Origin of the sequence: Paenibacillus luteus (assembly GCF_006542765.1) — a bacterium.
Taxonomy (GTDB): domain Bacteria; phylum Bacillota; class Bacilli; order Paenibacillales; family Paenibacillaceae; genus Pristimantibacillus; species Pristimantibacillus luteus.
Genome location: NZ_SKCD01000011.1, coordinates 452416 through 470061 on the forward strand (window position 1 = coordinate 452416; position 17646 = coordinate 470061).

Sequence of the window (17646 nt, forward strand, 5' to 3'; positions counted from 1 at the left end):
TTGCGCACCTCCTACATACCTTCCTTCATTTTCACATATTCCCGCTGCCAAACACTCACGCCTTGGTTGGATTCTTCCTCCGCCTAAAGGCGGAGGATAAAACAAAGCCGCCCAAGCCATAGCTTGTGCGGCGGTCAGATACTTATTTAGTGCTTGCGTTTGTAATAAGTAATAGCCAGTGCAAGTGCGAGGACAGAACCTTTCACTATATCCATTGCATAATACGGAACGGATAGCATGATCAACCCATTGGATAAAATCCCGATTAACACAGCGCCTGCAAACGTGCCGAACGCATTCGGCTTACCCGCTCCAAGGACGGAATAACCGATAAAGGCAGCTGCAACGGCATCCATAAGGTATGGTCCACCGGCATTAACCTCAGCATTCATGACGCGGGCGCCCAGCACAATGCCCCCAATCGTTGCAAAGAGGGCAGAAATTAAATACGCAGTCAGTCGGTATCTGCTTACTGCTATGCCTGAGAGCTTAGCCGCTTCCTGGTTTCCGCCGATCATATACATATACCTGCCATGCTTTGTATAGGTAAGGAACAAATGAACAGCAGCAACGATGAGCAGCATGATAATGATAATCCAAGGGACCTGTCCTAGCTTTCCAAAAATCTTAGGAATTTGACCGGTCGCAAATTCGCCGCTTGGCATCACCATATTTTGTGATATGGTAGCGCCTCTCGTATAAGTGAGCGCAACGCCTTGAAATACGAACATCGTAGCCAGCGTCATCAGCATGTCCTGGATTTTAAAATTAATGACTAAGAAAGCATTAATGACCCCCACGACAAGGCAAAAGACGATCGTCACTGCGATTCCAAGGCCAAAGCTCTGTCCATGCCACACATACATCGAAATCACAATGGCATTGGCAAGAGAAGCAACGGAGCCTACGGAGAGATCAAAACCTCCTACCGCCAAGGATACCGTTAGTCCAATGGCAATGATCGTTACGATTGAGATAGAGCGTAAAATGTTAATAATATTAGCCGTACTCAAGAAGTTATCTGTCATCGCACCAAAGGCAGCTATTAGCAGCAATATGGTAATTAAGGTGCCGTATTTATATAAAAAATCTACGAGCTGAAACGTTTTTTTCTCCCGAACAGGTTCGGCAGCTTTCATGTCAACAAGCCTCCAGTACTGTATAGCAATATCTCTTCCTCATTCGTATTGCGTGTTTCCAGCTCTTTAATGACGTAACCATCGTACATGACATAAATGCGATCCGTAATGCCGATCATCTCCGACATTTCGCTGGAAGCGTACAGGATACACTTTCCGCGACTCGCAAGTTCAGATACAAGCTCATAGATGTCCCGCTTCGCTCCCACATCTACCCCTTTGGTCGGTTCGTCGAAAATATAAACATCTGCGTCCGCAAGGAGCCATTTGCCAATAGCAACCTTCTGCTGGTTCCCGCCTGAGAGATTTTTCACCTTGGCATGCTCATTTGGTGTCTTGATGCCTAGGCTTCGAATCAGCTCCCCAGACGCATTCTTTTCTTTGGATTTGCTAAGCCACGGACCCAAGCTTGTGAAACGGGACAAAATAGCCGCTGTCAGATTAACGCCTACCGATTCCTCTACAAAGACGCCTTCGCGTCTGCGCTCTTCCGGGACTAGCGCCAGCCCGTTTTTCACTGCCTGATACGGTGACTGTACTCTCAGCCGTCTGTTGTTCATGTAGAGCTCGCCGGAAGCATCCGGTGCAGCTCCGAACAATGCGCGGCAAAGCTCGGTCTTGCCTGCGCCTACCAAGCCGCCTATCCCCACGATTTCCCCTTTATGAATATGCAGATCGACCCCGTGAACTTTATCGTTGTCACGCATAGACTTGACCTCGAACCATTTTTCGCCAATGACTCGCTCCGTCCTCGGGAATTGCCCATCGAGCTTAGAGCCAAGCATATATTCGACGACTTTATGCTGATCAACGCTTGCTAGCTGCTCCCTTATGACAAGCTGGCCATCTCTCATAATCGTAATATCGTCGCAGATCTCATATAATTCAGGCAGACGATGAGAGATGAAAATAATACCGACGCCTTCCGATTTTAGAAACCGGATTAATCGAAATAACTGTTCGGTCTCGCTATGGCTAAGCGGAGCGGTCGGCTCATCTAATACGAGAAAGCGGCATTGCTTCGAAACCGAACGTGCGATAAGCACCATCTGCTTTTCTGCGAGCGTCAGCTCCTGTACAAGCTTTCTGGTTGAAACCTTAACGTTCATGCGATCCAAAATGGCTTGCGCAGATTGATGCAGCTTTTTCCACTTAATGAGATGCTTGCCCTTCATATCGTGTACGGTCTGCTCAAGCATAATATTTTCGCCTACTGACAAATTAGGAATTAAGGCCGTGTCTACCTCTTGATACACGACTTGAATGCCATTGTCCTTTGCATCCTTCGGTGTCCTGATCCGCACATCCTTGCCATCTATAGAGATACTTCCCGAATAATGGTCGTATGCGCCGGCTAGCACCTTCATGAGCGTTGATTTCCCAGCGCCATTGGCGCCAATCAAGGCATGGGCCCTGCCGGATTCCGTATGAAAGTCAACATCGGTTAACGCCTTGACGCCTGGAAAGGCAATGGATATCCGTTTCATATCCAGACGGCTTGCCTTCGAGTCTGCCAACAGCCCCACCTTCCTCTCCAAACAGGATTTAGCGCCCTTGTCCGCTTGGACAAGGGCGCTATTTTTAAAACTGATTATACCATTTTTTCGGTTTATTTGCCGTAAATGGTTTTTAGGGATTTCATCCAATCTTCCAAGAATGCACCAGTCGTTCCCCATCCAGGAATAATCGTAGCCAAGCTCACCATATTTACTGGATCTGCTGATTTGCTTAGTTCTGCTTGATCAATAAGAGCAGCTTCCAAATTATAAGTAGCAGGCGTTTCTTCGCCAGCAATTTTTTTGGCAAGCAATCTTACGTTTACAGCGCCGATCATCTTCGGATCAACAGCAGCCGTTGCTGCCCATGGGCTGTTTTCTTCCTGCATCACTTGCAAGTCCGCATTCGAAACGTCAATTCCGTAAATTTTGATTTCTGTGCGTCCTGCTTCGATAATTGCTCTTGCTGCACCAATTGCGAAAGCGTCCCATGTCGCAAAAATCGCGTCGATCTCACCTTTTGGATGCTTCGTCAGCATAGCAGCAACCGCATTTTGCGTATCAACCGAAGTGTTGTTATTGGCTACGCCAAAGCGCTCTACTTCTTTGATGCCTGGATATTTGGCCAACGTATCCTGATATACTTTGTTGCGGCGAATCATTGGCGGGAAACCATCTACCCACAAGTATACGATTTTTGCTTCTTCGCCTTTCTCCTTGACCAATTGATCCAACGAGAATTGTGCGAGCGCTTCGTCATCCTGCGATGTTAGCGTAACGCCAGGAATGGCAGACAATTCACCAACGGAGTCAAATGCGACTACCGGAATGCCCTTGTCCGTCAACTTTTGGACAGCTTCCACTGTAGCTGGATCATCACCGTGAGAAATAACGACACCGTCATAACCACCGTCGGTTGCTTGCGCAATCGCATCATGGAACTTAGCTGTATCGCCATTAGCTGAGAAGGTATCCACTTTAAAGCCTAGTGATTCCCCTTCTTGCTTTGCTCCTGCCAAATATTGTGCTGTATGGTCATCTCCGCCGATTTTACGGATAACCATCAGCTTGATGTCCTTCTTCTCCGCAATGGCCGCAGGCAAATTTTCAATGCTTGCTTTGTCCGTACCTGCGGTAGCCCCTGTGTTTCCTTCGGTCTTTGCTTGCCCGCAGCCCGTTGCTATAATGACAATTGCCATTAGCAAGCCGAACACGCTGCGTAGTTTTTTGTTAGTCATGCTGTCTTCTCTCCCTGTATGCATCTACTATTTTTAATAATAGTAATCCTATCGGATATTTAAATTGCCGTCAATACATTTTTGTGATAATAGAGTTCTCTTTCGCTGGCTTTTACAAAGATGCCGACTTGTCTTCGAAAAAATGGTAAAATAAAAGCGAACAAACAGAAAGGCGGAGATTACATGATCCATCATTTCCTCATCGAGCCCCAAAATGATATTGCCTTCGAAAATGAGGCGGAACTCATAGAAAAATGCAAGGAATGGGGTTTGCTTTCCGAGAAAGCCTCCAAGTCAAAATCGTTCACTTACAAACGAAGCGGCTTGAACCTAGCTTGCACCATTACGGGTTACGTAGATCGAATGACAGCAGTCATCACGTTTGAAGACGGACAGAAGCACTGCATTCATCCCTCATATTTAAAAGAGATGCAGGCTGCAAACTACGGGCTAAAAGTGTCAGCTGTCCCTGAAGAATCTCTCCAGGCTGATAACGCAGACATAGTGGAGTTAGATACATTACCGGAAGCCGTTTTGGAATCTGAGCCGAAGGTTGAAGAGGAACTCGTAGTCACCCCCAGCGAAGAACCAAAAGCTGCTCCAAAGAGCAAAGCCAAAAAGGAAAAAGCACCGAAGCTTGAACTGCCTGAAGAAAAAGTGACAATGATTGCGACCGTCAAAGAGTTTACGACCGTTCCAAACAATTTCTCTGACACAGAAGATGAAGTTGTCATTTACGAAGCTGTTGCGATCATTGAACCTGAGTTAGACGTCGGTGATGCTTGGTCCAGCCACAGCGCTACGCTCAAGAAGTTTGAGCTTGAAATTGGCGATACGATTCATTTTGAAGGCAAGATAGTGGCCAAGAAGCTGTCTAAGCATCCAATCCCCTACAAAATTAACAATCCAGCCAAAATTCAAAAAGAAAAAGCCGAATAACAGTCAGAAAGAGGAGCATGCGATCGCATGCTCCTCTTTCTATAGACACTATTAAAATTTGAAAAATCTATTAACGAATCCGGTAGCTGAGGTCATTCCAACGAAGCTCGTTGCGAATGCTTCGCACAGATGACTGTTTATCAATAACAACAGTCTCAATACCTACCAAATCAGCCCAATCCACCAGCTGCTCAGTCGTCACCACATAGGAGAACACCGTGTGATGCGCGCCGCCGGCATAAATCCAGCTCTCCGCTGCGTCGCGTAATGATGGCTCTGGCTTCCAAAGAACACGGGCAACTGGAAGCTTCGGCATTTCATGCGTCGGCTTAACAGCATCCACTTGGTTGATAATGAGGCGGAAACGATTTCCTAAATCGACAAGAGAAGCATTAAGCGCTGCGCCTGAACGACCGTCGAAGACGATACGTGCAGGATCAGCCTTGCCGCCTATGCCGAGCGGATGAACCTCAATCTTCGGACGATTGTCTGCAATTGTCGGACATACCTCAAGCATATGGGAACCAAGCACAAGCTCATTTCCTTCTTCAAGATGGTAAGTGTAATCTTCCATGAAGGAAGTGCCTTTGTTGTTCGCAATCAGCTTCATCAAGCGTGTAAGCGCAGACGTCTTCCAGTCGCCTTCGCCGCCGAAGCCATAACCTTGCTCCATCAGTCGTTGAACGGCTAGGCCTGGAAGCTGCTTCATGCCGTGCAAATCTTCGAAGGAAGTCGTGAACGCGGAGAAGCCGCCCTCTTGCAAAAATGCTTTGAGTCCAAGCTCAATGCGGGCTTGTTCGCCAATAGATGCCCAAGATGCGGCATTACCACGTGTCTCGGATGAAATAACGTACTGCTCGCTGTATTCTTCAAGCAGCTGCTTTACTTCTGAATCAGAAACTTCATTCATACGAGCAACCAAATCCCCAATACCATAACCGTTGATTGACCAGCCAAACTTGATTTGCGCTTCAACTTTGTCACCTTCGGTAACAGAAACCTGGCGCATGTTGTCGCCGAAACGAGCAACCTTCAGATGACGGCCTTCATTTACAGCGATAGCTGTTCCCATCCAGCTGCCGATCCGAGCACGAGTCTCGTTATCTTCCCAGTGGCCGGTTACAACCTTACGCTCAATACCGAGACGGGAGAAAATATGTCCGTATTCACGGTCACCATGTGCGGATTGGTTCGTATTCATAAAATCCATATCGATCGTTTCCCAAGGGATGTCTCGATTGAATTGCGTATGAAGATGAAGAAGCGGTTTCCGAAGCTCGGACAAGCCATGAATCCACATTTTTGCCGGGGAGAACGTGTGCATCCAAGTAATAATTCCTGCACAGCTCTCATCCGCTTTCGCCTCGATACAAAGCTTGAAAATATCTTCTGGCGTTGTTACAACAGGTTTAAACACGATTTCAGAGGTAATGACCGCTGCATCATTCAATGCCGCAGTAATAATACGTGAATGCTGAGCAACTTCCTCAAGCGTCTCCGGTCCGTACAAGTGCTGACTTCCGGTAACAAACCAAAATTGATAAGGTTTTACTTGCAACATTTAATGGTTCCTCCTCAAAGTTTTGCGAATGCAAAACTGCTTCGTAAGCATTCACTTAGGTTTGCGAATGCAAAACTGCTTCGTAAGCATTCACTTGTCTCAAATCATATTCATGGTTTAGAAAATACAATTGCCTGAAATTCCAAGTTCAACTTGTACGGACATTAGTGCGAATTATCACTGGTATGACGGAGCACTTGTACATACAACTTGACGTACGTTTATCATACTCCGAACAGGGAACGTTTTCAATATCATTCCCTTATAATTTTCAAATCAATATAAGGTGAACTTAGAAAATTATCAACTTCACCTATGAATAGCAATGTGTTCCCTGCTGATTTCTCTCTCTCAATCATTTCATCATCTAAAATTCGAGACGTCTATGTTTATGACTCTCTTCAGTTTCTCACCCGATTTGCTCCAGACGGTAGGTGTAACCGCAGAAGGAGCAGCGAAACAAGACGCTTTTGTCCCCGATCGTAAAAGTCAGCCTATCATCATCCTCAATTTCGATAAATTCTCTTCCATGCTCGTCCCGATCTCCTGTTGCAAACATTGCTGTTTTATTGCCGCATTCACATTCAAAACTCATCATAATCAAATTGCTCCTCTTTTTTTGAAAGGTATCTTTGTCCCCTATGAAGCAGCATCGTTGCAGCCGCGGTACTCTTCCCTTCTGGTTACGAATAAATACCAGTCTACAAATGACACGGTTTCATTGCTTCATTGGGTTACCTTCGATATAATTAGCGTTGACATTATTATATTACAAAAACAACGTCAAGGAAGGGTTACGAATAACATGTACATAGCAGATAAATGGGTGGATTACGAGGTTATAGATACGGGTGATGGAGATAAGCTAGAGCGTTGGGGCAATTACACGCTTCGCAGGCCTGACCCGCAAATTATTTGGCCGATTGTCAATGAAACGGGCCAATGGAAAAAAGCGGATGGTCATTACCATCGCAGCAACTCCGGCGGTGGCCAGTGGTCGATGAACGAATCGCTGCCTGAACGCTGGACGATTTCCTATGGCGAGCTTAACTTCCATATTAAGCCAACCAATTTCAAGCATACCGGCTTATTTCCAGAACAAGCAGTCAACTGGAGCTGGATGATGGACAAAATTCGCTCGGCAGGCCGCCCAATCCGCGTTCTAAACCTGTTCGCTTACTCTGGCGGAGCAACGGTTGCCGCTGCGGCTGCAGGCGCAGAAGTGTGCCACGTCGACGCTGCCAAGGGCATGGTGCAATGGGCTAAAGATAACGCTCAGCTCTCAGGTCTTGAATCGGCCCCTATCCGTTATATTACGGATGATGTATTCAAGTTTGTTCAACGCGAACAGCGCCGCGGCAAACAATATGACGCTATTATTATGGACCCACCTTCTTACGGACGTGGACCGAATGGGGAAACCTGGAAGCTTGAAGAGAATCTATTCCCTTTTCTTCAATCCTGTACAACCATCTTATCAGACAATCCATTATTTCTGTTAATCAACTCCTATACAACAGGTCTATCGCCATCTGTGCTGCATAATTTACTGCATATGACGATGAATGCCAAATACGGCGGCGAAATCAATTGCGGTGAGATCGGATTGCCCATTACTAAATCCGGATTAAATTTACCTTGCGGCATTCTGGGACGCTGGGAGTCCAAGTAATGCCAATAACAGTATTGTTCGAAGATAACCATGTGCTGGCTGTCGTCAAGCCACCTGGCATTTTGTCTCAAGAAGACGATACCGGTGATGCTGACATGCTTACGCTCCTGAAACAGGATTTAAAACAGAGACATAACAAGCCGGGAAATGTATTTCTCGGCCTGGTCCACCGTCTGGACCGTATGGTAGGCGGTGCCATGGTTTTTGCTAAAACCTCGAAAGCCGCTTCTCGACTATCCGAATCTGTTCGAAACCGCCAATTCGGCAAAACGTATGTATGCGTCGTACAAGGAACTCCTGCCAAGCCACAGGCCCGGCTAACGCATTATATTCTTAAAGACAGCAAGCAAAATCAAGTAACGGTCTATAACAAGCCTGTTGCCGAAGCAAAGGAAGCTGTTCTCGAGTATGAAGTAACAGCAGTAACTGGCCGTTATTCTCTCGTTGCAGTAAAACTCCATACTGGACGGCCTCATCAAATTCGCGCACAGCTTGCGCATATAGGTTGTCCGCTTGTCGGCGACCTTAAATATGGTGCGAAGCCGACCGGAGGAATTTCTGAAATCGCCTTATGGTCAACCTCCATATCCACGCCCCATCCTGTCTCAAAAGAATGGATGGTATTCCGCTCCATTCCAAGCGGCTCCGCAGCGTGGTCCTGGTGGTCTTATGAGCAACTTGAAGTAGCCTCCAGCATGCTGAGCAATGGATGAACAGGAAGGAAGATCACTAAATGCGCCGCAAAAGGGCCCATCGTAAGTTGCAAACCGTTTTATTAATGCTTAGTGTGATCGGTCTATTAATTATCTTTTTCGTTCCCTCTCTTTTCGAGAGGGCTACCGCACCTCCAGCTCCGGCGACAGAGGCAACAGCAGAGCCTCCTCCGGATCAGCAAGCAACCATTACGCCTTCACCGTCACCGATTCCTGCACAGCCTACTCCATCGCCAGAACCTGTTTATGCCGATGCGGTATGGATGGCGGTCGGCGATATCATGATGCACACCCCCCAGCTTCCAGGCTCCTACGACAAGGCGAAGAAACGATATAATTTTGATCCTTTTTTTGCAGAGGTCAAGCCGATCCTCGAACAGGGTGATTGGGTTATTGCGAATTTAGAAACGCCGATGGCAGGAGCTGACTTCGGCTACTCCGGTTATCCGAACTTCAATGCACCATCCGAGCTCGGGGATGCACTGAAGAATGCTGGTTTTAATCTGATCACTAACGCTAATAATCACTCCTTGGATCAAGGAGAATCCGGTGTGCTGCGCACGCTCGAAAACCTAAAGGCTCTGGATATACCGACAAAAGGCACAGCTGCCTCGCAGAAAGAAGCAGACGCTTTTCTGCTATCAGAGAAAAATGGAATAGTTATGGGATTGCTTGCTTATACGTATGGTACGAATGGCATTCCGTTGCCTGAAGGAAAACCTTATCTGGTATCGCTGATCGAAGAGAACAAAATCATCGCAGACATAACCCGGCTTAGGGAAGCAGGCGCGGATCTGATTACGGTTTCCCTTCATTTTGGGACAGAATATCAGGTTACGCCAAATGAAGAACAGAAACGTCTTGCAAGAAAGCTGATCGCTGCGGGAGCAGACATTATCGCAGGCTCTCATCCTCATGTCATACAGCCCTACGAAGTCATTGAATCGTCAGACGAGAACGGACATGCCAAAAAGGGCCTTATCATTTATTCTATGGGTAATTTTATTTCCAACCAACGGGGCGATACGAAGGATTACGGGGTTATTTTTAAAGTAAATGTTCGTAAAAATATGAATGACGGTACTGTCGACCTGACAGAAATTGAATCCATTCCAACCTGGGTGCACCGCTATAAACCAGATCATTCCTATCGTTACCGGATTTTGCCGATTGATGATACGCTTGCAGCATCCAGCGATACGCTATTAACCAAAGCCGACTACGATTTGCTTCAAAAAAATGTTGACCTGCTGCGCAATCGGCTCGAGTCGATGAAATAATGGATCTCCTTCATTTACAAGTTAGCTACTTTACCTAACAAATAAACAAGCAGCTGCTGATTATGGGAGGAAATGCGGTCCAACGATTGTTCGATCATTCCGGTTCGAATCGTTGAACCGCGTTCCGCTTCCGCCTTCCCTTTCTCCGATACCGCGACCCACACAATTCTTCGATCATTATTATCTCTGGAGCGTTCAATGAGTTCATTTCGTTCCATTCGGTCCAGCAGTGTCGTAATTGCCGCAGGCGTTGTTGCCAAATACTGAAGCAAATCAGATGGCTTCATCGGCTGATGCTGCAATAATAGCTCAAGTACATTCAACTGGCCTTCCGTCAAAGGTGCAAGCGATTGCTCCAAGTTGTTTTTCCATTCCCGCGAAAGCTTTGTCCATAATCGAGTAAATTCTCCAGACACCATAGCTTCACACCTGCTCTCTGTCATTTTCCACCTATTTACCGTTTATTATACCAGTCTTCATTGTCGATTAAAAGGTTAACCCGATTAATAATTTGTGTCATTAATCGATACAATAATGAACATTTAGACAGCGTTAGACATACAATGTGGCGAAAGCCCAGTGAGATGTCTATTTTTGCTTAGCAAGCAAGGAGCGTGAACCCAGTGGATGAACGAAAAGCTGTCATTATTCAAAAAATTAAAAACTATGGCATTATAAAAGACCCACAATGGCTGGACCGCCCAGATGAGCTGGTACCATTGTGGGTCATGCTTGAAGCTATTTTAGAAGTAATTGAACGGTTTGATCCGCCTAATCGGCCTTTTGACTAGCATCGTTGACAGAGCGCGCAAGCGTCTTCGTGATGACGTCATTTTTCTCTACTGGGAAAATAAGCTTGCCTATCGACTTGCGTTCTTCAATCGATGCTTTCTCCGATAAAGCGTTCAGCTTTGCACCGGAAGATGTAATCGCGACAATATCCATCGCTTCCTTGCAATAATAAGCTCCAATCAGCGCTGAACCGTTTGGACGCACGCGCTTGCCTTCCTTAAACTCAAAGGTTTGCACGCCTTTACCGCCCCTGCCTTGAATCGGATAGTCTAGCAGCAGGGTTCGCTTAGCGTAACCGATGTCCGTAATGACGAGCACTTCGCCCTCATCCTCAGAAACCCATTCCGCTGCGATTAGCTCGTCTCCATCCTTAAGCTGTATGCCTCTCACCCCGGTCGCTACTCTACCCATAGGGTTAACCTCGGTTTCCGTAAACCGAATACTCATGCCTAGCTTGCTAATGAGCATAATTTGCTTCGAACTGTCACTAAGCACAACCCGGATGACCTCATCGCCATCCGCTACTTTGACAGCGGCAACCGCTGTTGATCTTGTCGTCGCATATTCCTTGAGCTCAGTTCGCTTTACCTGTCCTCGCTTGGTTACGAACACCAGAGATCCGGCAGTAGCCATTATATCTTTAATCGGGATAATGCTTACGATTGCATCATCTTTGGGAATAGGTACCACATTGACGATTGCAGTCCCGGTATCCTTCCATTTGAATTCCGGAATTTGATGGACAGGCAATAAATAATATTGGCCTTTACGAGTAAACAACAGCAGGTTGTCAATCGTATTGACCGCCAGCAAATCCCTTACATAGTCGCCATCCTTCACGCCTGCATTTTGCAGTTCGCCGCCTGAGCGAGTGAAGGAAAGCATACTTGTGCGCTTCACATAGCCATCCTGGCTTAACGTGACTAGAACATCCTCAGATGTAACAAGCACCTCAACATTCACCTTGAGCTCCTCGATCTCGCCACGCAGATCTGAACGCCGGTCAATGCCATATTTCGTTTGAATTTCAAGCAACTCATCCTTAATGACGCCGATTAGCTTCTTCTCACTGGCAAGAATGGATTTCAAGTAAGCAATCTTTTTCATTGCCTCCTTAAGTTCCTTCTCAAGCGTCGTAATTTCAAGATTAGTTAAACGATAAAGCTGCAAAGTCAGAATAGCATCCGCTTGTCGCGCCGTGAAGCCGAATTTGGCAATGAGATTGTCCTGTGCATCCCCACGGTTTTTGGATGCTTTAATCGTTGCGATCACTTCATCCAGTATATTAAGAGCCTTAACTAGGCCTTCCACCACATGTGCTCGATCCTCGGCTTTCTCAAGATCGTATTTGGTACGGAAGGAGACAACTTCCTTCTGATGGTCGATATAAGCGGACAAAATTTGCTTAAGTCCCAACTGCATTGGCGTTTTGTTCACGATAGCAACCATATTGAAGCTGTATGCAACCTGAAGGTCTGTCTTCTTGAACAAATAAGCCAAAATGCCTTGAGCATCGGCATCCTTCTTAAACTCAACCACAATTCTTAAGCCATTGCGCCCGCTTTCGTCGCGAACCTCTGCAATGCCTTCGACTTTTTTCTCCAGACGGATATTTTCCATCGCAGTTACCAGTCTTGATTTTACAACCTGATACGGAATTTCAGTAACGACTAATTGCTGCTTACCTCCGCGCATGTCTTCAATCACCGTTTTTGCTCGGATATAAATGCGGCCTTTACCGGTAGCATACGCGTCACGAATGCCTTCTTCGCCCATAATAATACCGCCAGTTGGAAAATCCGGTCCCTTTACGTAAGTCATAAGCTCTTCCAATGTAAGCTCTGGGCTTGCCATAAGCGCGATACACGCGTCGATGACCTCGCGTAGATTATGGGGAGGGATTTCCGTGGCAAAGCCGGCAGAGATGCCGCTGGTCCCGTTTACAAGCAAATTGGGATACCGCGAGGGCAGCACAACCGGCTCCTTCGTCGTATTATCGAAATTATCCTTGAATTGCACCGTACGTTTCTCAATATCCCGAAGCAGCTCCATCGCTATTGGAGACAAGCGTGCCTCCGTATAACGCATGGCTGCTGCAGGATCATCATCCTGAGAGCCCCAGTTTCCATGACCATCTACCAGTGGATGCCCCATCTTCCAAGGCTGTGCCATACGCACCATGCCCTCATAAATGGATGAGTCTCCATGAGGATGATAATTGCCCATGACGTCGCCGACCGTCTTAGCTGATTTGCGGTATTGCTTGTCCGGCGTATTGCCAGAATCGTACATCGCATATAGAATACGACGCTGCACCGGCTTAAGGCCATCGCGAACGTCAGGAATGGCGCGGTCCTGAATAATATACTTTGAATAGCGTCCAAAGCGGTCTCCTACAACCTCTTCCAAAAACGCCGGCAAAAACTGTTCCAGCATACTCATGCAGTAATCCCCCTACTCCTCATATTCCATAAAGTCGACATTTTCAACGATCCAACGCTTTCGCGGATCAACCTTGTCGCCCATCAATGTCGATACTCTGCGTTCCGCCTTCGCCGCATCCTCAATTTGGACTTTCAACAGCGTCCGTTTCTCGGGATCCATCGTCGTTTCCCACAGCTGATCAGGATTCATCTCACCCAATCCTTTATAACGTTGAAGCTCGTAATTTTTGCCGTATTCCTTTAAATAATTTTGAAGCTGCTCGTCCGTCCAAGCATAACGAATCGTTTCGAGCTTTCCTGATTTCCGTGTAATTTTATACAATGGCGGTTGTGCGATATATACGCGGCCAAGGTCAATTAGCGGCTTCATGTAGCGATAGAAAAAGGTGAGCAGCAAAACCTGAATATGAGCGCCATCTGTATCCGCATCTGTCATAATAATAATTTTATTATAGTTGCACTCTTCGGCTGCAAATTCCGAACCCACGCCTGCGCCGATTGCTGAAATAATCGCTTTGTACTCGTCATTTTTCAAGATGTCGATGAGCTTCGCTTTCTCGGGATTCATAGGCTTGCCCTTAAGGGGAAGCAGTGCCTGATATTTCGAATCCCTGCCTTGCTTGGCCGATCCGCCGGCAGAATCGCCTTCCACAATGAATAGCTCTGTGCGTGTATAGTCTTTAGACTGCGCCGGGGTTAGCTTGCCGTTAAGATTGGAGCTCTCGCTCTTCTTCTTGCCGCTGCGGATTTCTTCACGGGCTTTGCGCGCAGCTTCGCGCGCTCTCGATGCTTGGAGCGATTTCTTCAACAGCATTTGAGCGATTTGCGGATTCTCTTCCAGGAACACCTGCATTTTCTCCGAAACAATGGCATCTACTACGCTCCGAGCAGATGAACTGCCGAGCTGATCCTTGGTTTGACCCACAAATTCGACCTCGGACATCTTAATGTTAATGACGACCATCATGCCCTCGCGCAAATCATTGCCTTCAAGGTTCTTGTCTTTCTCTTTGAGCATTGCAGCCTTCCGGGCATAATCATTCATCACACGAGTATACGCCGTTTTAAAACCAGTTTCATGCGTGCCGCCGCCGCGAGTCGGAATGGAGTTGACGAATGAAGCTATTGTCTCCGTATATCCATCATTATACTGCAAGGCAACCTCGACCTCGATCTCATCCCGTTCGCTGGCGAAATGGATAACCTCGTGTAGAACTGTTTTTCCCTCATTCAAAAATTGAACGAATTGACGCGCTCCGCCCTCATAATGAAATACATCCTGCTTGCCACTCCGGTCGTCTTTAATAGATACCTTTAGCCCCGAGTTCAAAAAGGCAATCTCCTGTAAGCGTTCAGCGAGCGTATCGTAGCTAAGATTCGTTCCGTTTTGAAAAACCCTGCCATCCGGCTTGAACGTTACCTTCGTTCCTGTCCGATTTGTCGTTCCGATGACCTCAAGGCCGCGTACGGGTTCGCCTACATGCTCACGTCCCGCTTCATCCACCCAATATTCAAAGCGCTGTCTATGAATTTTCCCGTCTCGGTAAATATCTACTTCCAGCCACTCGGACAATGCGTTGGTCACCGATGCGCCAACTCCGTGCAGTCCGCCGGATTTTTTGTAGCCCCCACCGCCAAACTTGCCTCCAGCGTGCAAGATTGTAAAGACGACCTGTGGCGTAGGAATACCGGTTTTGTGCATTCCTGTTGGAATTCCGCGCCCGTTGTCATGCACGGTTACTGCTCCGTTTTTGTGAAGCGTCACTTCAATGGCCGAACAGAATTTGGCCAAATGCTCGTCCACCGCATTATCGACAATTTCCCAAACCAGGTGATGCAGACCAGAACTGCTGGTACTGCCTATGTACATGCCGGGTCTTTTACGAACTGCGGTTAAGCCTTCTAGTACCTGTATATCATCGGCCTCGTAGTTTCGGTCAGCGGCCGCTGTATTTTCAAAAAGATCTGTACGCTCTGACATGAGTGCCCCCCAATCTGTAGTCACGTTTCCGTATCTTCAAGCTATTTTAATTCAAGATGTCCTATTTCGTAAAGACTTCCAAGAAGACGTTTCGCTTATCCTTGCCCAAATCGCAGATGGTATAAACAAAAAACAAATCCCAATTCGATAAGCAAATCAATCATGAAGAACTATCATATACCGAAAGCCGCGCTGGATCCAACTTTTTATTGTCCTTTGTAACATTGTTCTGTACGATGCTCTGCTCAGCGTAAGGAAAAATCGGAATAAGCGCAAGCAAAATTCGGGAAATATGAAAATTTCTTTTTATAATCAAGCTAAAGGCTCCTCCGCAACATCGCAATAGTTGTAATCTTCAACCATTGCGCAAAGCTATAAACGCTATACTCCAAAATATTTTGTTTTGCACCGCATGCCTGATCGAGCAAAACCACCATAATATTGCTACCAAATCGACTTCAGTATAAAATATAACCTAAGAAAAGCAAGGATAGCGAGGTCATGATCATAGATAATCAGCGAATTAATTGTTTGAAGTGCAAACATTATTATATAACATGGGATCCTAAATCCCCAAAGGGCTGCAAAGCATTTGGCTTTAAATCAAGTGCCATGCCCAGTATTGCAGTATTTGCCTCCTCAGGCAAGCCATGCATGAACTTCGAGCAGAAAATGCAAGCTCAAGCTTAATGTGCTCGTCATAAAGCGAAGCTGCACTGCGCTCTTTATCCAAGAAGCCGATTCTCCTGCTCAATCGGTGTAACCGTTAGAAAAGAGAATTCAACACAGCAAAAAGAGCACCCAGCGGGTGCTCTAGATGATTTTGCTTTACACTGCCTTGCTGGAGCCGTTTATTTATGCTTTGACCAGCTTGGATCACTGTTTTCCAATAAATAAGAAAAATCATTTTCCAACCGTTTCTGCTCTTGTTTTTTCTTCTCTTCCTCCTGCTTGCGCAGCTCTTCCTTATGGTTTGCTTCTGCCTGCTTCATCTCATCTGCCTGAGCTTTTAGCTTATTAACCATATCACTGCTAAGCAAATCTTTAAGCGTCATGCCGTTGTCCGGCTCGCTTTTTGGTGCTGCTTTCGGATGGGGAGCGGTTACTTTCTTCTGTTTCTTGCCCATTGCGCTTTCACCTGCCTTATGCGAAAAATACTGTGGCATACCGTGTTTATTGATTGTCGTATTTAATATAAAGTGCCTCAGCAGCCGTTCGAGCCAGACTGCGAGCTTCCTCTACGTTCGATGCAGAACTTAGCGCAACTGCCATACGACGTCCTACTTTCGTTTCTGGTTTGCCGAATAGGCGTACTTGTGTATTCGGCACGGCAAGCGCATCCTCTACGCCTCCAATGCTGAAGTTAGTGGATTCCCTGTTAGCCTTCAACGTATGGGAAGCCCCTGGCGTCAACAAGCGGATGGTCGGGATCGGGAAACCAAGAATGGCGCGTACATGCAAAGCAAACTCAGACAAATCCTGCGTCGCCATCGTGACCATGCCTGTATCATGCGGCCGTGGTGAAACTTCGCTGAATAATACGCCAACCTTCGTTAGAAATAGCTCCACCCCATAGATGCCATAACCACCAAGCTCATCCGTAATGCGCAAAGCGATTTCTTCGGCTTGGGCCACCTGCTGCGGGGTCATTTCATGCGGCTGCCATGACTCAATATAATCACCGTCCTTCTGAACGTGACCAATCGGCGGGCAATAACTTGTGCCTGATACAGAGCGAACCGTAAGCAGCGTAATTTCGGATTCAAATGTGATAAAGCCTTCGACAATAATCCGTTGTTTCTTGGCGCGCCCGCCTTCCATAGCATAGCTCCAGCAAGCCTCAAGCTCCGCTTCCGAGCGACAAACGCTCTGACCTTTGCCCGAAGAGCTCATAATCGGCTTAATGACACAAGGGAATCCTAGCGCCGCCGCAGCTTCGCGCAGCTCGTCCAGCGTGTCGGCAAAGCGGTAAGGCGCCGTAGGCAGCTCTAAAGTTTCCGCAGCTAGGCGGCGAATGCCTTCGCGATCCATCGTCAGCCAAGCAGCTCGTGCCGTCGGTATGACGCGATGCCCTTCCTTTTCAAGCTCCAGCAGCGTTTCCGTTGCAATGGCTTCAATTTCTGGCACAATATAATCAGGCTTCTCTATCTCAATGATCCGGCGAAGCTCTGCTCCGTTCAGCATATCAGTTGTATAACTGCGGTGCGCCACCTGCATAGCAGGAGCGTTATCGTATCGGTCCACGGCAATCGTTTCGACTCCTAGACGCTGTGCCTCCAGCACAACTTCTTTTCCCAGCTCACCAGAGCCTAGCAGCAGAAGCTTGCGCGCGTTCGATGTTAACGGTGATCCATACATAAAGAAAAAGAACCTCCTGGAAGCAAATCGAAG

15 protein-coding genes are annotated in these 17646 nt (G+C 47.0%); 5 read left to right on the forward strand and 10 right to left on the reverse strand.

Translation table 11 applies throughout. The features are described 5' to 3' along the window. Positions 1-146 precede the first annotated feature (146 nt). The 3 genes from E0496_RS10030 to E0496_RS10040 all read right to left on the reverse strand — a co-directional run bounded on the left by E0496_RS10030 (position 147) and on the right by E0496_RS10040 (position 3873). Positions 147-1139, reverse strand: coding sequence for an ABC transporter permease (locus E0496_RS10030; protein WP_141501425.1), 993 nt, complete (start codon positions 1137-1139; stop codon positions 147-149). Further along, positions 1136-2626, reverse strand: coding sequence for a sugar ABC transporter ATP-binding protein (locus tag E0496_RS10035; protein ID WP_141501767.1), 1491 nt, complete (start codon positions 2624-2626; stop codon positions 1136-1138). Before E0496_RS10035 ends, E0496_RS10030 begins: the two co-directional genes overlap by 4 nt. 122 nt (positions 2627-2748) lie before the next feature. Beyond that, positions 2749-3873 (reverse strand): sugar ABC transporter substrate-binding protein, encoded by a 1125-nt coding sequence (locus E0496_RS10040; protein ID WP_141501426.1) that lies wholly within the window; start codon positions 3871-3873, stop codon positions 2749-2751. A gap of 183 nt (positions 3874-4056) precedes the next feature. Between E0496_RS10040 and E0496_RS10045 the strand changes: the two genes are divergently transcribed. Continuing rightward, positions 4057-4812: a hypothetical protein gene (locus E0496_RS10045; RefSeq protein ID WP_141501427.1), complete on the forward strand. Its 756-nt coding sequence runs from the start codon at positions 4057-4059 to the stop codon at positions 4810-4812. A 70-nt stretch (positions 4813-4882) separates the two neighbouring features. Here E0496_RS10045 and araA read toward each other — a convergent pair whose 3' ends face one another. Then, positions 4883-6373 carry an L-arabinose isomerase gene (gene araA, locus E0496_RS10050; protein ID WP_141501428.1) on the reverse strand — a complete coding sequence of 497 codons (1491 nt, stop codon included), beginning with the start codon at positions 6371-6373 and terminating at the stop codon, positions 4883-4885. 409 nt (positions 6374-6782) lie between these two features. Continuing rightward, complete coding sequence (locus tag E0496_RS10055; RefSeq protein WP_141501429.1) at positions 6783-6971, reverse strand: hypothetical protein; 189 nt, start codon at positions 6969-6971, stop codon at positions 6783-6785. A 207-nt stretch (positions 6972-7178) separates the two neighbouring features. Between E0496_RS10055 and E0496_RS10060 the strand changes: the two genes are divergently transcribed. The 3 genes from E0496_RS10060 to E0496_RS10070 are packed head-to-tail and all read left to right on the forward strand — an operon-like array spanning position 7179 to position 10038. Then, positions 7179-8045: a class I SAM-dependent methyltransferase gene (locus E0496_RS10060; protein ID WP_141501430.1), complete on the forward strand. Its 867-nt coding sequence runs from the start codon at positions 7179-7181 to the stop codon at positions 8043-8045. Then, on the forward strand, positions 8045-8758 hold the full coding sequence (locus E0496_RS10065) for an RluA family pseudouridine synthase (protein WP_141501431.1): 714 nt from the start codon (positions 8045-8047) through the stop codon (positions 8756-8758). The genes E0496_RS10060 and E0496_RS10065 overlap by 1 nt, the downstream gene beginning before the upstream one ends. 20 nt (positions 8759-8778) lie before the next feature. Continuing rightward, positions 8779-10038: a CapA family protein gene (locus E0496_RS10070; protein ID WP_141501432.1), complete on the forward strand. Its 1260-nt coding sequence runs from the start codon at positions 8779-8781 to the stop codon at positions 10036-10038. Positions 10039-10052: 14 nt separating this feature from the next. Here the strand turns inward: E0496_RS10070 and E0496_RS10075 are convergent, their stop codons facing one another. After that, positions 10053-10457, reverse strand: a complete 405-nt coding sequence (locus E0496_RS10075) for a MarR family winged helix-turn-helix transcriptional regulator (RefSeq protein WP_141501769.1) — start codon at positions 10455-10457, stop codon at positions 10053-10055. Positions 10458-10661: 204 nt separating this feature from the next. Here E0496_RS10075 and E0496_RS35860 point away from each other — a divergent pair, with 204 nt between their 5' ends. Next, complete coding sequence (locus E0496_RS35860; protein ID WP_175598035.1) at positions 10662-10829, forward strand: hypothetical protein; 168 nt, start codon at positions 10662-10664, stop codon at positions 10827-10829. On the opposite strand, the gene gyrA is transcribed toward E0496_RS35860, so the two are convergent. The 4 genes from gyrA to purT form a co-directional block, all read right to left on the reverse strand. Next, positions 10810-13272, reverse strand: coding sequence for a DNA gyrase subunit A (gene gyrA, locus E0496_RS10080; protein WP_141501433.1), 2463 nt, complete (start codon positions 13270-13272; stop codon positions 10810-10812). The two genes, E0496_RS35860 and gyrA, sit on opposite strands and share 20 nt — an antisense overlap. A gap of 12 nt (positions 13273-13284) precedes the next feature. Further along, on the reverse strand, positions 13285-15255 hold the full coding sequence (gene parE / locus E0496_RS10085) for a DNA topoisomerase IV subunit B (RefSeq protein WP_141501434.1): 1971 nt from the start codon (positions 15253-15255) through the stop codon (positions 13285-13287). Positions 15256-16106: 851 nt separating this feature from the next. Further along, entirely contained in the window at positions 16107-16382 is a 276-nt protein-coding gene (locus E0496_RS10095) for a YqkE family protein (RefSeq protein ID WP_141501436.1), read from the reverse strand. A gap of 46 nt (positions 16383-16428) precedes the next feature. Then, positions 16429-17613, reverse strand: a complete 1185-nt coding sequence (purT, locus tag E0496_RS10100; protein WP_141501437.1) for a formate-dependent phosphoribosylglycinamide formyltransferase — start codon at positions 17611-17613, stop codon at positions 16429-16431. Between the last annotated feature and the right edge of the window lie 33 nt (positions 17614-17646).

Bases quoted from the DNA above. Each gene is read 5' to 3' on its own strand.
- E0496_RS10030 (WP_141501425.1), bottom strand. From the start codon at position 1,139: ATGAAAGCTGCCGAACCTGTTCGGGAGAAAAAAACGTTTCAGCTCGTA.
- E0496_RS10035 (WP_141501767.1), bottom strand. From the start codon at position 2,626: ATGAAACGGATATCCATTGCCTTTCCAGGCGTCAAGGCGTTAACCGAT.
- E0496_RS10040 (WP_141501426.1), bottom strand. From the start codon at position 3,873: ATGACTAACAAAAAACTACGCAGCGTGTTCGGCTTGCTAATGGCAATT.
- E0496_RS10045 (WP_141501427.1), top strand. From the start codon at position 4,057: ATGATCCATCATTTCCTCATCGAGCCCCAAAATGATATTGCCTTCGAA.
- araA (WP_141501428.1), bottom strand. From the start codon at position 6,373: ATGTTGCAAGTAAAACCTTATCAATTTTGGTTTGTTACCGGAAGTCAG.
- E0496_RS10055 (WP_141501429.1), bottom strand. From the start codon at position 6,971: ATGATGAGTTTTGAATGTGAATGCGGCAATAAAACAGCAATGTTTGCA.
- E0496_RS10060 (WP_141501430.1), top strand. From the start codon at position 7,179: ATGTACATAGCAGATAAATGGGTGGATTACGAGGTTATAGATACGGGT.
- E0496_RS10065 (WP_141501431.1), top strand. From the start codon at position 8,045: ATGCCAATAACAGTATTGTTCGAAGATAACCATGTGCTGGCTGTCGTC.
- E0496_RS10070 (WP_141501432.1), top strand. From the start codon at position 8,779: ATGCGCCGCAAAAGGGCCCATCGTAAGTTGCAAACCGTTTTATTAATG.
- E0496_RS10075 (WP_141501769.1), bottom strand. From the start codon at position 10,457: ATGGTGTCTGGAGAATTTACTCGATTATGGACAAAGCTTTCGCGGGAA.
- gyrA (WP_141501433.1), bottom strand. From the start codon at position 13,272: ATGAGTATGCTGGAACAGTTTTTGCCGGCGTTTTTGGAAGAGGTTGTA.
- parE (WP_141501434.1), bottom strand. From the start codon at position 15,255: ATGTCAGAGCGTACAGATCTTTTTGAAAATACAGCGGCCGCTGACCGA.
- E0496_RS10095 (WP_141501436.1), bottom strand. From the start codon at position 16,382: ATGGGCAAGAAACAGAAGAAAGTAACCGCTCCCCATCCGAAAGCAGCA.
- purT (WP_141501437.1), bottom strand. From the start codon at position 17,613: ATGTATGGATCACCGTTAACATCGAACGCGCGCAAGCTTCTGCTGCTA.